The 14,691-nt window shown below is 37.5% G+C and carries 14 protein-coding genes; 11 read left to right on the top strand and 3 right to left on the bottom strand.

Annotation, left to right across the window (positions count from 1 at the left end):
* Positions 1–106 precede the first annotated feature (106 nt).
* Positions 107–766, top strand: coding sequence for a deoxynucleoside kinase (locus tag AC6R0T_RS11005; RefSeq protein ID WP_206903592.1), 660 nt, complete (start codon positions 107–109; stop codon positions 764–766).
* Between the two features lie 88 nt (positions 767–854).
* A complete protein-coding gene (locus tag AC6R0T_RS11000; protein ID WP_016173743.1) occupies positions 855–1,760 on the top strand; it encodes a magnesium transporter CorA family protein in 906 nt (301 codons plus the stop codon).
* A gap of 1 nt (position 1,761) precedes the next feature.
* Here the strand turns inward: AC6R0T_RS11000 and AC6R0T_RS10995 are convergent, their stop codons facing one another.
* A complete protein-coding gene (locus AC6R0T_RS10995; protein ID WP_230711269.1) occupies positions 1,762–2,388 on the bottom strand; it encodes a pentapeptide repeat-containing protein in 627 nt (208 codons plus the stop codon).
* A gap of 383 nt (positions 2,389–2,771) precedes the next feature.
* Here AC6R0T_RS10995 and nox point away from each other — a divergent pair, with 383 nt between their 5' ends.
* From nox to leuD, 6 genes are all read left to right on the top strand, one after another.
* A complete protein-coding gene (nox, locus tag AC6R0T_RS10990; protein ID WP_303753487.1) occupies positions 2,772–4,106 on the top strand; it encodes a H2O-forming NADH oxidase in 1,335 nt (444 codons plus the stop codon).
* Between the two features lie 309 nt (positions 4,107–4,415).
* Positions 4,416–4,946 (top strand): ClbS/DfsB family four-helix bundle protein, encoded by a 531-nt coding sequence (locus AC6R0T_RS10985; RefSeq protein WP_303753488.1) that lies wholly within the window; start codon positions 4,416–4,418, stop codon positions 4,944–4,946.
* Positions 4,947–5,295: 349 nt separating this feature from the next.
* Entirely contained in the window at positions 5,296–6,822 is a 1,527-nt protein-coding gene (locus AC6R0T_RS10980; protein WP_303753489.1) for a 2-isopropylmalate synthase, read from the top strand.
* Between the two features lie 20 nt (positions 6,823–6,842).
* Complete coding sequence (gene leuB, locus AC6R0T_RS10975) at positions 6,843–7,895, top strand: 3-isopropylmalate dehydrogenase (protein ID WP_500559738.1); 1,053 nt, start codon at positions 6,843–6,845, stop codon at positions 7,893–7,895.
* Positions 7,896–7,950: 55 nt separating this feature from the next.
* Positions 7,951–9,336, top strand: coding sequence for a 3-isopropylmalate dehydratase large subunit (gene leuC / locus AC6R0T_RS10970; RefSeq protein WP_303753491.1), 1,386 nt, complete (start codon positions 7,951–7,953; stop codon positions 9,334–9,336).
* On the top strand, positions 9,336–9,926 hold the full coding sequence (gene leuD / locus AC6R0T_RS10965) for a 3-isopropylmalate dehydratase small subunit (protein ID WP_230711272.1): 591 nt from the start codon (positions 9,336–9,338) through the stop codon (positions 9,924–9,926). Before leuC ends, leuD begins: the two co-directional genes overlap by 1 nt.
* 344 nt (positions 9,927–10,270) lie before the next feature.
* Here the strand turns inward: leuD and AC6R0T_RS10960 are convergent, their stop codons facing one another.
* Positions 10,271–10,690, bottom strand: coding sequence for a MarR family winged helix-turn-helix transcriptional regulator (locus tag AC6R0T_RS10960; RefSeq protein ID WP_303753492.1), 420 nt, complete (start codon positions 10,688–10,690; stop codon positions 10,271–10,273).
* Between the two features lie 109 nt (positions 10,691–10,799).
* Here AC6R0T_RS10960 and AC6R0T_RS10955 point away from each other — a divergent pair, with 109 nt between their 5' ends.
* Both AC6R0T_RS10955 and AC6R0T_RS10950 read left to right on the top strand, forming a co-directional pair.
* Positions 10,800–11,213, top strand: coding sequence for an Ohr family peroxiredoxin (locus tag AC6R0T_RS10955; RefSeq protein ID WP_303753493.1), 414 nt, complete (start codon positions 10,800–10,802; stop codon positions 11,211–11,213).
* Between the two features lie 16 nt (positions 11,214–11,229).
* Positions 11,230–12,171, top strand: a complete 942-nt coding sequence (locus AC6R0T_RS10950; protein WP_303753494.1) for an NADP-dependent oxidoreductase — start codon at positions 11,230–11,232, stop codon at positions 12,169–12,171.
* Positions 12,172–12,293: 122 nt separating this feature from the next.
* Here AC6R0T_RS10950 and AC6R0T_RS10945 read toward each other — a convergent pair whose 3' ends face one another.
* On the bottom strand, positions 12,294–13,313 hold the full coding sequence (locus tag AC6R0T_RS10945) for a PocR ligand-binding domain-containing protein (protein ID WP_206903603.1): 1,020 nt from the start codon (positions 13,311–13,313) through the stop codon (positions 12,294–12,296).
* 232 nt (positions 13,314–13,545) lie between these two features.
* On the opposite strand from AC6R0T_RS10945, the gene AC6R0T_RS10940 reads away from it, so the two are divergent.
* Entirely contained in the window at positions 13,546–14,685 is a 1,140-nt protein-coding gene (locus tag AC6R0T_RS10940; protein ID WP_016173755.1) for a glycerol dehydrogenase, read from the top strand.
* The last annotated feature ends 6 nt before the right edge of the window (positions 14,686–14,691 follow it).

The following is a 14,691-nucleotide window of genomic DNA, read 5'->3' as shown; positions in this document are numbered from 1 at the left end:
CTGTTTTTGTGAGTACTTTCTTATTTGACGCAACAAGATGTTGTGGGGTATAGTGTGTCAGGTAGAGAAAAAACACAATATTTAGTGATAGGTGAGTTGGAGGTCCATGAGTGTGATTGTATTAGCAGGTACCATTGGCGCAGGTAAATCAAGTTTAACAGAAATGATTGCCAATCATTTAAACAGCGAAGCATTTTATGAATCAGTTGATGATAATGAAGTATTGCCCTTATTTTATCAAGATCCCAATAAATATGCTTTTTTATTGCAAATTTACTTTTTGAATAAACGATTTGATAGTATAAAAAAAGCATTGCAACACGAAGACAATGTTTTGGATCGTTCGATCTATGAAGATTCTTTATTATTTCATTTAAATGCTGATTTGGGTCGGGCAACTGCCACAGAAGTACAAGTGTACGATGAATTGTTGGCCAATATGATGCAAGAATTGCCATTTGCCGCTCAAAAAAAGCATCCTGATTTATTGGTTCACATCAAAGTGTCCTTTGAAACGATGTTAGCGCGAATTAAAAAACGTGGTCGCGAGTTTGAACAATTGGAATATGATCCAAGTCTTTACGATTATTATCAAGAATTAAATCGTCGTTATGATGCGTGGTTTGAAAACTATCACGAGAGTCCCAAATTACAAATTGATGGCGATCTGTTGAATTTCGTGGAAGATGAAGTAGCGGCAAAAGAAGTTATCCAACTGATTGATGACAAGTTGGCAGAAATTCGCCAATTAGAATTTATCGGCTAAAAAGTAAAACGCTGGAATCCAGGCTTATGAATAGGGATTCCAGCGTTTTTTGTTATAATTGAAGATAGAAAATCAAATGAGGTGGAATATGGAACATAAAAGAGAATTTAATCAAGGCGCCTCTTATTGGGTCCAAGTCGATAATCACAGTGTCACCACTTTAAGTGAATTACAAGAAAAGTACCAGTTAAGTGATGAGATGCTGACATATTCTTTAGATAAAAACGAACGCGCGCGGGTAGAATATGATCCCGAAGAACATGCTTTTTTACTGGTTTATAATGTGCCTCATCGCCATAAAACAGATAATCATTATGAAACAAGTCCGATGACTTTTATTATTAAAGAACATCATCTTTTTTCTTTTACGACAGAGCATACCAGCTATGTAGCAGATATGATGGAGAATTTACTTCACAAAAATAGTAAACAAAGTGAATACAGCTTATTGTTCCACACGCTATTTTTAATCTCAGATTCTTTTTTTCCTTTGATTGAAGAAGTGAACAGTGAGCGGATGCGTTTAAATCAAAAACTGCGGGAAAAGACGACAAATAAAAATTTACTGGAACTTTCTGACCTTGAAATTGGTTTGGTCTATTTAGTAACAGCGACCAAACAAAATGCGGTCTTATTGCAACAAATCCGCGCCTTGAATATTTTCCATCGCCTGCAAGATAATGAAAAAGAGCAATTGGAAGATGCTCTAATTGAAGCCAAGCAAGCAGTGGAGATGACGAATTTAGCTGCTCAAGTTATCGACCAACTTTCAGGTGCCTATAACAATCTTTTAAATAATAATTTGAATGATACGATGAAATTTTTAACTATTTGGTCGTTATTGCTTACGGTACCGACGATTGTTACGGGCTTTTTTGGCATGAATGTTCCGCTGCCATTCTCCCATTCTGTTTTTGGTTGGGGGATTGCAATGTTGATCAGCATTGGCTTATCTGTTTGGATGCTTTTGGCTATGTGGCGCCGGATTAAATAAGCTAATCTTTAATAACAAGCCCCAGACTAGCTGCAATAACTAAGGCTTGTTGGGAATTGACAATGAGCCCGCGCAAGTTTTCTTGCTCTAAAATGATGCGATAAAATTTGTTATTGCTAAAATCAAGCTTGTTTAAAGATGTATGGCCCCAATTACTACCTGTTAAATCATTGTTAATGAAGTTTATATGTTGCCATTTCAGATTGTAAAATTCACTATCAGTCAGGCGACAATTGGCGAAAGTCACAACTTTCAAATTTCCTTGACTAAAAGAGACAAAGTCACAAAGACAGTCGTGAAATTGACAATCGCGTAAATAACTTTCTGCAAAATTGGCTCCCGTGAGCTTACATTGTTCAAAAATTACTTGATGAAAGCTGGCTTTAAGCCATTCAATATTGGAAAAATCACAATTACGAAAAATCACGTTGCTAGCCTCGAAATTGTCCAGGCGGGTTTTATGCAAGGTGATTTTTTCTAATTCACTTTGACGAATGATGATGTTTTTACCAGTTAAATAGCTGTGATCGCTATTAGTAAAACGATTTGCTTCAAAGTAGGCTTCATCTTCAATAAAAAAATCATTTTTAATTAAAACTGGTAATTGAGGTGGGGCAGGCTGCTTCATTGGCGCGTCTCCTTTGTGGTTTGTTAGTTGCATTTTAGCTAAAAAAAATACTAAAAACAAATTAAGCTAAAACAGATATGTCATTTCACTTAAAAATATTTATTATTTTAGAATAATTATTGTGAAAAATATTTTATCTCATAAATTTCTAATATTGAAAACGTATTATCGCAAGCTTTAGAATGGAAACTCCTGTTATAAATAAGGCAATAGAGATTCACAAGCAGAATGATCGCCTTTAGCTTCTTTTTTTTCTAGAATGTAAACGGAAACAGAAAATAGATTGTTTCACACTTATTTTTTCAGAATTGCTTTTTTCTCTTTTTTTGAAAAAGTTTGTGAAAAAAGTAGTATGAATGAGTTTATTATTGGAGGAATAAAAAATGACAAAAACGATTATTGTCGGAACTAACCATGCCGGAATTGCTGCTGCAAATACATTATTAGATAATTACCCAGATCAAGAAGTCGTGATGATCGACCGCAATACGAACTTAAGTTACTTGGGTTGCGGCACTGCCTTGTGGGTAGGCCGTCAAATAGATGGTTATCAAGACCTTTTTTATACAAATAAAGAAGCATTTGAAGAAAAAGGCGCCAAAATTTATATGGAAACTTCTGTAACCAGCGTTGATTTTAACAAAAAAATCGTTCATTGCGAGAAAAAAGACGGTTCTACGTTTGAAGAAAATTATGATAAAATTATTTTAGCTACAGGTTCTCGCCCAATTTCACCTAAAGTACCTGGTCACGATTTAGACGGAATTCACTTCTTGAAATTATTCCAAGAAGGACAAGATGTTGATCGCGAAATGGCACGAGACAGTGTAAAAACAGTGGCTGTCATTGGTGCTGGTTATATCGGTGTAGAAATTGCAGAAGCAGCAAAACGCCGAGGCAAAAATGTCTTATTATTTGATGCTGCTGATCGTTCATTGCCTTCATATTATGATAAATGGTTTACAGATGATATGGATAAAAATTTGGCAGATCACGGGATTGAATTACATTTTGGAGAATTGATCAAAGAATATAAAGGTGATAGCCGCGTAGATGCCGTTGTTTCTGAAAAAGGGCAGTACCCAGTGGACATGGTTATTAATGCGATTGGTTTTGGGCCAAATGCACAATTAGGAAAAGATCATTTAGAATTATTTGCTAATGGGGCTTATTTAGTTGATCGTCACCAACAAACAAGTGATCCAGATGTTTATGCAGTCGGAGATTGTGCGACCATTTACTCTAATGCACTTGATGCTACGACTTATATTGCACTTGCCTCTAATGCTGTTCGTACAGGAATTGTGGCGGGTCATAATATTGGTGGCACACCGGTTGAATCTGCTGGCGTTCAAGGCTCAAATGGTATTTCAATTTTTGGCTTTAATATGGTTTCAACAGGCTTGTCTGTTGCTGCAGCCCAAAAGAACAACATGGAAGTTAAATACACGGACTACGAAGACTTACAAAAACCTGGTTTCATTAAAGAAGAAAATGGCGATGTGAAAATTCGTATCGTTTACGAAGCGTCTTCACGTCGAATTGTCGGTGCACAAATGTCTTCCACCGAAGATATTTCCATGGCAATCCATATGTTCTCACTGGCAATCAGCAAACACGTTACAATCGACGAATTAAAATTATTGGATATCTTCTTCTTGCCACACTTTAACCAACCTTACAACTACATTACAATGGCTGCTTTAGCTGCTGAATAGGTAGAAAAATAAAATAAGTGTAAAAACGTTAAGAGCAGTTTTATCGCTGTTCTTAGCGTTTTTTTGTAATCTTAAAAAATTTTAGGCTGTTGGGGAAAAGTTTGTCGTTATAGTGCTACTCGCATTTGGTAGTTATGAAAACTAACAGGCTTCTTTTTATTAAATGCGAAAATATTGGAGATAAAGAATATTTCAAGTGGTAGGATTAGTTTTCACTTGACGCCTCCTATAGGGATAACGGCATAATGAAATAGTAGACAATTTATTTTAAGTGGTAGGCTGATTATTAAAAACTTAGGGAGGATTAAAATGGCAAGATCAAAAACAAAAGAAGCGTTACTTCAAGCAGGAAACGATACTTATCTTAATATGATGGAATTATTAGACACACTGCCACAGGAAAGTTTAACGCAAAATTTCACCTTTGACGTTGAAAAGGAAAAGCAAGCACATTGGCAGCGGGATAAAAATTTACGGGATGTTTTCGTGCATCTGTATGAATGGCACAAGCTGCTGTTAGATTGGGTAGCGGCCAATCAAAATGGAAAAGCAAAACAGTTTTTAAAAGCTGGCTATAATTGGAAAACTTATGGGAAAATGAATGAGGAATTTTTTTTAAAACATCAAAATACCAGTTATGAAGAGGCGTTGCAACTTATAGCTAAAACGCATTACCAAGTTATGGATTTGGCTAAGACATTTTCTAATGAAGAATTATTTGAAAAAGGAGTATTTCCGTGGGTGGGAGGAAGTACCTTAGGGAGCTATTTTGTTTCTGCAACAGCGAGTCACTATGAATGGGCAATGAAAAAAATCAAACGATTCAAAAAGAGTTTGTAGCTCCGTAGTAAAAAAGTCTGTCTACCCAAGTATGTTTTAATTCTTATGCGTAAGAGTAACCAAATTTTGAAAACAAATATAAAAGAATATTCAGAAAATTTAGAATAAACTGTTGACATCATTTTCACGAAGCTTTATGATATTTGTAACAAACAAGCAGGTGATGAAAATGACAACTTCGACATTCATGATGAATTTATTATTATAGCCTAGGACTCTTTTGGTAATTTAAGAGTCCTATTCGCATTGCATTAACGGTTAAAACCTTAATGGAATGCTTTTTTTATAAATTTTTTTGGTGATAAAAGCTGTTGCACATTGCAAATTACTGCATCAAGGAGGGAATTACATGCGCGAGATTCAATTTTTTGACACAACGCTACGGGATGGCGAACAAACTCCCGGTGTTAATTTTAATACGAAAGAAAAGGTGCAGATTGCCTTACAGTTAGAAAAATGGGGTATTGATACAATTGAAGCGGGTTTTCCGATTGCTTCAGAGGGAGATTTTGAGGCTGTAACAGCAATTGCCAAAGCGGCAACTACTATGACGGTAGCTGGCTTAGCACGGTGCCAGAAAAAAGATATTGATCGTGCTTATGAAGCGTTGCAACATGCTAAGTTTTCTCAAATTCATGTATTTTTGGCAACGAGTGATGTGCATATGCAGTACAAATTAAAAATGACAGAAGATCAAGTCTTAGCAGCGATTTGGGAACATGTGAGTTATGCAAAAGAAAAATTCGCCAAGGTTCAATTTTCACCTGAAGATGCTACACGTACCAACAAAGAATTTCTATTAAAAGCTGTTCAAACGGCAATTGATGCGGGTGCCACAATTATCAATATTCCCGACACAGTCGGTTATTCCAATCCGACTGAATATGGTGCTTTGTTCAAATATTTATTGGCAAATATCAAAAGTGAAGAAGAAATTATTTTTTCTTCCCATTGTCACGATGATTTAGGTATGGCCACAGCCAACGCATTGGCTGCAATTGAAAATGGTGCCAATCGAATCGAGGGTACAATAAATGGTATTGGTGAACGCGCGGGAAATACGGCTTTAGAGGAAGTGGCCGTAGCACTGCATATTCGCCGTGATTTCTATCAATGTGAAAATAAAATTCAACTTAAAGAAACAAAACGAACCAGTGATTTAATCGCCCGTCTTTCAGGAATTTCTATTCCGCGTAATAAGGCGATTATTGGCGGCAATGCCTATGCCCACGAGTCAGGAATTCATCAAGACGGTGTTTTAAAAAATCCAGAAACATATGAAATTATTACGCCACAATTAGTGGGTGTGAATACGAACTCCTTGCCACTGGGAAAACTTTCTGGCCGTCACGCTTTTGTAACCAAAATGGAGGAATTGGGCTACAGCTTAGCAGAAGCAGAAGTCAAACCACTTTTTAAACGTTTCAAAAATTTGGCAGATAAGAAAAAGCAAATTACTGACGCAGATCTCCTGGCTTTGGTGGCCGATCAAGTACGCCAAGAAGAAACAAGTCTTCACTTAGCTGGTGTGCAGTTACAGTATGTTTCTAATGGTCATCAAGGCGCGATCGTTTCGGTTCGTGACAAAAAAGGAGAAATCAAAATGGCTTCTGCGATTGGTTCTGGCAGTATTCAAGCAATCTACAATTCAATCAATCAGATTTTTGAACAACAGCCAGTTTTGATCAGCTATGAAATCACCGCTTTAACTGCTGGCGAAGATGCGCAAGCACAAGTGCAGGTGATTTTAGAATGTCCCCAGACAAAAAAACGGATTAACGGAATTGGCATTGATTTTGATGTCTTAGAAGCTTCGGCAAAAGCCTATGTTCAAGCCAGTGGTAACCTAAAAAATCTTTTCTCAGAAGATAAATAATAAATTTAAGGGGAATCGTGATGAAAAAAATTACAGTTTTAGCCGGGGATGGAATTGGACCGGAAATTATGAATAGTGCCATTGCTGTGTTGCAGGCAGCTGCACCCAAGTATGGTCAGGAATTTCAATTTGATGAACAACCTTTTGGCGGTGCTGGAATTGAAGTCAGTGGTAAAGGATTGCCGCAAAAAACATTAGTTGCCTGTCAAAATGCGGATGCAATTTTATTAGGGGCTATTGGTGGTATTGCAGGTTCACCTTGGGAAAAAGCTGAGCAAACGCCTGAACAAGGACTGTTAGCTTTACGAAAAGCGTTAAATCTCTTTGCCAATATTCGGCCAATCAGTGTGCCAGATGCACTGCTACCCTTATCTCCCATTAAAGAAGCAATCGTAAAAGGGACAGATTTTATCGTGGTGAGGGAATTAACCAGTGGCATTTATTTTGGTGAACCAAGAGAGTTACAAGAACAAGCAGCTTTTGATACCTGCCGTTACACGCAAAAAGAAATTGCGCGAATTGCCCATAAAGCTTTTCAAATTGCACAAACTCGTAATAAAAAAGTAACGTCAGTGGATAAAGCCAATGTATTGGCTACAAGTAAATTATGGCGCAAAGTTGTGACGCAAGTAGCCAGACAATACCCTGATTGTACATTGGAACATCAGCTGGTTGATTCCTGTGCGATGCGTATCGTGCAACAGCCCACAGAATTTGATGTGATTGTCACAGAAAATTTATTTGGTGATATTTTAAGCGATGAAGCCGCTGTTTTACCGGGAACATTAGGTGTTTTGCCAAGTGCTAGTCATAGTGAAAACGGTGTGTCATTATATGAACCCATTCACGGTTCAGCCCCAGATATTGCCGGAAAAAATATTGCCAATCCTGCTTCAATGATTTTATCAGCGGCTTTAATGTTACGACAAAGTTTTAATGAAGAAAAAATGGCGCAAGCAATTGAAACAGCCGTTTTTGCGGTTATGGATGAAGGTGTCATTACGGCTGATTTAGGCGGTAGTGCAAAGACGACGGAATTTACAACAGCTGTCATAAATAAAATTCAAGCATAAACAGTTTATGGATTAAAGGAAGAAAAACATATGTGCATAAGAGGGGAGTAAAAAGATGGGAAAAACACTTTTTGATAAGATTTGGGAACGTCACGTCATTAAAGGAGAAGCAGGAGGCGCCCAATTATTATATGTAGATCTGCAGCTAATCCATGAAGTTACTTCACCGCAAGCTTTTGAAGGCTTGCGACAAGCTAAGCGTAAAGTTCGCTGTCCCAAGCGAGTTTTTGCCACGATGGATCATAATGTCCCAACGGTGGATATTCATAATATCACGGACTTGATTGCAAAAAAGCAAATCGATACCTTACGCCAAAATTGTCAGGAATTTGGGATTGAGCTTTGTGATAATGGTTCAGAAAATCAAGGAATTGTTCACATGGTAGGACCAGAGATGGGGTTGACACAACCAGGTAAAGTCATTGTTTGTGGCGATTCCCACACGGCTACTCATGGTGCTTTTGGCGCAATTGCCTTTGGGATTGGCACAAGTGAGGTGGAACATGTTTTTGCAACGCAAACAATTTGGCAGAAAAAACCAAAACGCATGGGTATTAAAGTAACAGGGGAATTACAACCAGGAGTTTATGCTAAAGATATTATTTTAGCTTTGATTGCTAAATACGGTACGGATTTTGGTGTTGGCTATGCGGCGGAGTTTTTCGGAGATACAATTACGAATTTATCAATGGAAGAGCGGATGACTATTTGTAATATGGCAATTGAAGGTGGTGCTAAAATGGGGATGATGGCCCCGGATCAAAAGACATTTGAGTATGTTGCAAAACGTAAATATGCACCTAGAAATATGGACGCAGCTATAGCCGATTGGCAGACGCTTTATACAGATGAAGATGCCCAATTTGATGCGTTATTAGAATTGGATGCCAAAAATTTAGCACCTTATATTACCTGGGGGACCAATCCGGAGATGGGGGTTTCTTTTGAAGAGAACTTTCCTGCAATCAAAGATCATAATGATGCATTAGCTTATGAATATATGGATTTAAAGCCTGGTCAAACACCCAATGATATTCCAATTGAATATGTTTTTATTGGTTCTTGTACTAACGGCCGACTTTCAGATTTACAAGAAGCCGCTAAAATTATTGCAGGCAAAAAAATTAAAGTCGGTGTCACGGGCATTGTTGTACCAGGTTCACGACCAGTAAAAAAGGCCGCTGAAAAGTTAGGGCTAGATGAAGTTTTCAAAGCTGCAGGATTTGAATGGCGAGAACCCGGCTGTTCCATGTGTTTGGGGATGAATCCAGATAAAGTTCCTGAGTTTGTCCACTGTGCCTCTACTTCTAATCGCAACTTTGTGGGCCGTCAAGGGAAAAATTCCCGCACGCATCTATGTAGTCCGGCTATGGCGGCTGCCGCTGCGCTAAATGGAACTTTTGTCGATGTACGAAAAATCGTGAAAGGAGCTGCTTGTTAATGGAGGCATTTAAAGTCTATACGGGAATGACTGTTCCTTTTATGAATGATAACGTGGATACCGACCAAATTATTCCAAAAACGTATTTGAAACGTGTAGATAAAAAAGGTTTTGGTGAATTTCTTTTTGATGATTGGCGCTATTTGTCAGATCACAGGCCCAATCCTGAATTTGTGTTAAACTTTCCAGAGTATCAAAAGGCTACGATTTTAGTTTCAGGCGATAATTTTGGTTCTGGTTCTTCGCGAGAACATGCGGCCTGGGCTTTAATGGATTATGGCTTTAAAGCAGTTATTGCTGGCAGTTTTAGTGACATTTTTTATATGAATGCGACTAAAAATGGCCTGTTGCCGATTGCTTTAGACAAAGTAGCACGAGAAAAATTAGCAGCTGTATCACCGACCGCTAAAATTACGATCGATTTACCAAACCAAGTTGTCAAAACAAAAGAGGACACATTTTCATTTGCTATTGATGAAACGTGGAAAAATAAATTGGTGAATGGCTTAGATGAAATTGGGATTACCTTGCAAGCAGAAGAATTGATTAGCCAATATGAAAATGAAGGTGTACCCATCTATTGGCGTTAACAAAAAAGCTTTCTGTCAGTCTCTGGGATGAAATCACTAAAAAATTAAAGTAAGAGCTTAATTTTTTAGTGATTTCATCTACAGGTACATTTACAGACGGCTTTTTTTGTCTCAATTTATGAATCACTACGGCCATAAGCAAAAATTTTCAAAAATAAAAAGCCATTTTAGCAAATTTTGTTATATAGCTTGGGACAAAAAGGTTCCTTAAGCTTTTCAAGCTGGCTTGTTTTTGAAGCAACTTTCTGCGATATTAAGCCAAACTTTCAAGAAAATTGAAAAGCAATTATTGAAATTCTGTCTTATTGTTTAAAAGCAAAACGAGTTTTAAAAACTTCGCTACTTTAAAAAGCCAAGTTTAGTTGATTTAAAAAGTGCATGAGTTGATGGTAGTCAATTTCGGGATTGCGGCTTTTAATATTTTGATAAACTTTTTTTGAAATATTAGGTAATTGGGATTTAATTTCTCGCCCTTTTGGGGTTAAATCAATTTTTAGAATTCGCTCATCTTCAGGAGAACGGCTACGATTTAGTAGTCCTTGATTCTCCATTTTTTTTAAAAGTGGGCTTAAAGTGCCCGAATCTAGGAATAATTTTTCACCTAAACATTTTACGCTCATATCCTCTTCAATCGCCAATAAAGCGATAAAACTTGTATAAGTCAAATCCAATTCTGCTAGAAAAGGTTTATATAACCGAATTATTTCTTTTGAGGCAACATACAGTTGAAAACATAATTCTTTTGTTAAAAAATCTTCCGCCAATTTTTTCACGTCCTTTTAATTTCTTTTAGTCTAAGCAGAATCTAAATTTTTGTCAAACACAATTAAATTGTATACAATTTAATTTGTAAATAAGAAAGAAGGAATTGACATGAAAAAAGTTTATGCAACTAAGATGATTAATACCGGTGGTCGTACAGGAGAAGTTCACTCACCTGATCACGCTTTTACCATGAATATTTTGCCTCCTGGCAGTAAAGAAAAAGGCGCAACAAATCCCGAACAACTTTTTGCAGCAGGTTACAGTGCTTGTTTTAACAGTGCACTTTCTTATATTAAAGAACAAGCGGGCTTTACCGGTGAATCTACGATTGAAGTAACCGTTTCTTTATATAATTTGAGTCAATCGGAATTACCTGACGTGCAATTAGGTGTTGAAATTGCCGGACATATCGACGGTGCGACGAATGAAGAAACAATGGAATTATTGCAAGAAGCGCATAAAGTTTGCCCGTATTCTCGTGCTACCAAAGGAAATATCGCAGTAACTATTAGTGCTTATTAAGTAAGGGGGTAAAAGAATGGAAACTCGTGCAATTGTCATTAATCAGTATGGTGGTAGTGAAGGTTTACAAGAAGAAAATGTGAAGCTGCCCGCTTTAAAAGAAGATCAAGTTTTAGTTCAAGTTCAAGCGACCTCAATTAATCCAATCGATTGGAAATTGCGGGAAGGTTATTTGCAACAGATGTTTGATTGGGAATTTCCCATTATTCTTGGCTGGGATGTAGCTGGAATAATTAGCGCAGTTGGTGAAAATGTCACAGACTGGCAAATCGGTGATCGTGTTTTTGCTCGACCGGCGACTACGCGTTTTGGAACTTATGCCGATTATGCGATTGTGGATACAAATCTTTTGGCTAAAATACCCGCTAATATTTCCTTTGAAGCTGCTGCTGCCACACCTCTGGCGGCTTTGACAGCTTATCAAGGATTATTCAATCATGGTCATTTGCAAAAAGGTGAAAAAGTTTTGATTCATGCTGGCGCCGGTGGTGTCGGAACTTATGCAATTCAATTAGCAAAAGCACAAGGAGCTGAGGTATTTACAACTGCCAGCAAAAAAAATCATGAACTGCTTTATCGCCTTGGTGCAGACAAAGTAATTGATTATCATGAAGAAAATTTTGCGGAAGCTTTTTCTGATTTAGATTTGGTATTGGATACAATGGGAGGAAAAATTCAAGAAGACAGTGTCAAAGTGCTCAAAAATGGTGGTCGCTTAGTCACAGTCTTAGGTATCAGTAATCCGGATTTAATGACAGCTAAAAATATTTTTGCACAGGCTATTTGGTTAGAACCAAATGGTAAAGAGTTAGCGCAATTAGCCAATAGGATGCAGGCAGGTCAGTTAGAAAGTGTTATTGGTGCGCAATTTCCGCTAACGGCTGCAGGGGTGAAATCAGCCCATGAATTAAGTGCTACCCATCATGCGGTGGGCAAAATTGTTTTAACCAATAATTAAAAAAATATAGATAAATAAAAGTACAGCTTTAAACAACACAAAAAATACAGCAGAAATTATAGGTATAAATTTCGCTGTATTTTTTTGTGTTGTTTAAACTTTTTCTACGCGTAGCTTGAGGATTAGGGGCGATTTTGTTGGCGCCATTTTAAAGGCGTTTGTCCCTTAATTTTTTTAAAAGAGCGGATAAAATAGCTAGGCTCCAGGTAGCCGAGTTCTTCACTAACATCGCTGATTGATAAATCAGTATCTTTTAACAACTCTTCGGCCCAATAGATTTTTAGCTTACTGTAAATCTGGCTAAAAGGCTCACCAAATTCTTCTTTCAAAAGACGGCTTAAATAACTAGGGCTCAAATTCACCAACTGTGCTAGTGTTGGCAGATCCACATGATTGCTTTTATTAGCGAAGACGGCATCGACAGCTGGTTGCAAAATTTTGTTTTTAGCTTGATAAATGCCACTGGTGGTATTTAAGCGTTTTTCTAAGACTGATTGGCGAATATCCTCTTGAATAAAGGTCAAATCAACCGGTTCTTCATCTTTTATGACAGCTAAATTTGTAGTGCGCTTTGTTAGACGAAGTGTTTGTTGATAGGCTTTGATTAAGTAATCTTTTTTGATGGCTTCGGTGACAATATATTCACTTAATTGTTCTAACATGTTGGCTGCATGATTTAAATCGGCCATACTAAAACGCGGATAGGCGTTAATTAAATCCTGATGTTCAGCTTTAAAGGCGGCGACATCAGCGCGGGTATCCAAGTTTAAAATCTGTTCTAATTCTTCTTGTTGTTCGTCTAATAAAATTTCCCCTGCCATAATAGCACCGACGTAATTATTGTCCACCAGAATAGGAATGGCTAAATCAACAATATTAAAATGACAGCGGTAAATGAAAGGTTCACCGGTGCGCACAGCTTCTAAACCGCCGCGGGCATCACATTTTTCACAAAATTGTGCTAATTGTGGGTGGTGACGGGCTAAGTTACAAAAGGGTTTCACTTGGCTGTGCTTTGTAATGGGTTTGCCTTTGTAATCAACTAAAATAATTGCTAAGTGGGTAGCGACAGCAATACTTTCTTGTAGGCGCTCCCATTTTTCTAAATCCAAAACTTTTTCAATCTCAAAATGGGTACTCATAATTGGGCCCTCCGTAGTTTTATTATAGAACTTTTTGGTTTAATGACAAATAATTGCTATTTCACAAAAAAATTCTATCTAAATTTATAAGAAAGCGCTATCAAAGTGTCGTGTTAATTGTAATGGAAGCGGTTATTATTGTGGCGTAGAGAAAAAGAGATAGTTAATTTTTACTATCTTTAATTTTCAATTTATAAAAAATCGACCCACCACAAATGAGGAGGAATTTACTATGAGAAAAGCATTAATCTTACCAACAAAGTATGTCCAAGGAGAAAATGAATTACTAAATTTAGGTTATTTTGTTCAAACATTTGGCAAATCAGCTTTACTAATTGCAAATCCAGAAGATGTCAAACGCGTGAAACCGCAATTAGATGCGACTGCCAAAAAATTTAATATCACCTTTATTGAAGGTGGTTTTAATGGTGAAGTTACTCGCGCAGAAACCAAACGCTTGCAAGCTGTAGCAAAAGAAAATCATACTGATGCCATCGTTGGTTTAGGTGGTGGTAAGGCTATTGATGCTTCAAAAGTAGTCGCAGAAGGCGAACATTTAATTATTGTACCAACAATCGCGGCAACGGATGCACCAACTTCACATTCTGCTGTTTTATATCATGAGGATGGTTCTTTTGATGATTATGCATACTTTAAACAAAGTCCAAGTGTCGTTTTGGTAGATACAACTGTCATCGCCAAAGCACCAACCCGCTTTTTAGTTGCTGGTATGGGAGATGCTTTGTCCACTTATTTTGAAGCAAGAGCCACGCATAACTCTTATTCACGGGTAAATGCGAGCTTACCAATGGGCTCAAGAGAAGGTTTAACACCTAATGCGTCTGGAACGTATGCGGCTTTAGCGATGGCTAAATTATGCTGGACTCATTTGCAAGAAGATGGTTTAAAAGCCAAAATTGCAGCGGATAGTAATTTAGTAACAGAAGCTTTAAATAAAATCGTTGAAACCAACATCTTGCTTTCAGGACTTGGTTTTGAAAGCGGTGGTTTAGCAGCAGCACACGCCATTCATAATGGGATGACGGTTTTACCAGGTGCCCATGGCTACTTGCACGGTGAAAAAGTGGCTTTTGCAACAATTGTTCAATTGGTCTTAGAAGATGCGAACAAAGAAGAATTAGAAGCAGTCATGGATTTTAGTGCTTCTGTTGGTTTGCCATTAACATTGGCTGATTTGGGAGTTGAAACGATTTCCTTTGATGAAGCCATGGCAGTTGCTGAAATTGCTTGTATTCCAGAAGAGTCCATTCATTCAATGCCGTTTCCAATTGTGGTAGAAGAAGTGGCCAATGCCTTAATTGTCGCAGATAAAATTGGTCAAAATTATAAAGAGCGACACGACTTAGCATAGATTTTT

It is taken from the genome of Enterococcus sp. S86.2 (assembly GCF_059834485.2).
Note: the sequence above shows the minus strand (reverse complement) of the source record. Positions and strands in the feature narration are given on the sequence as shown.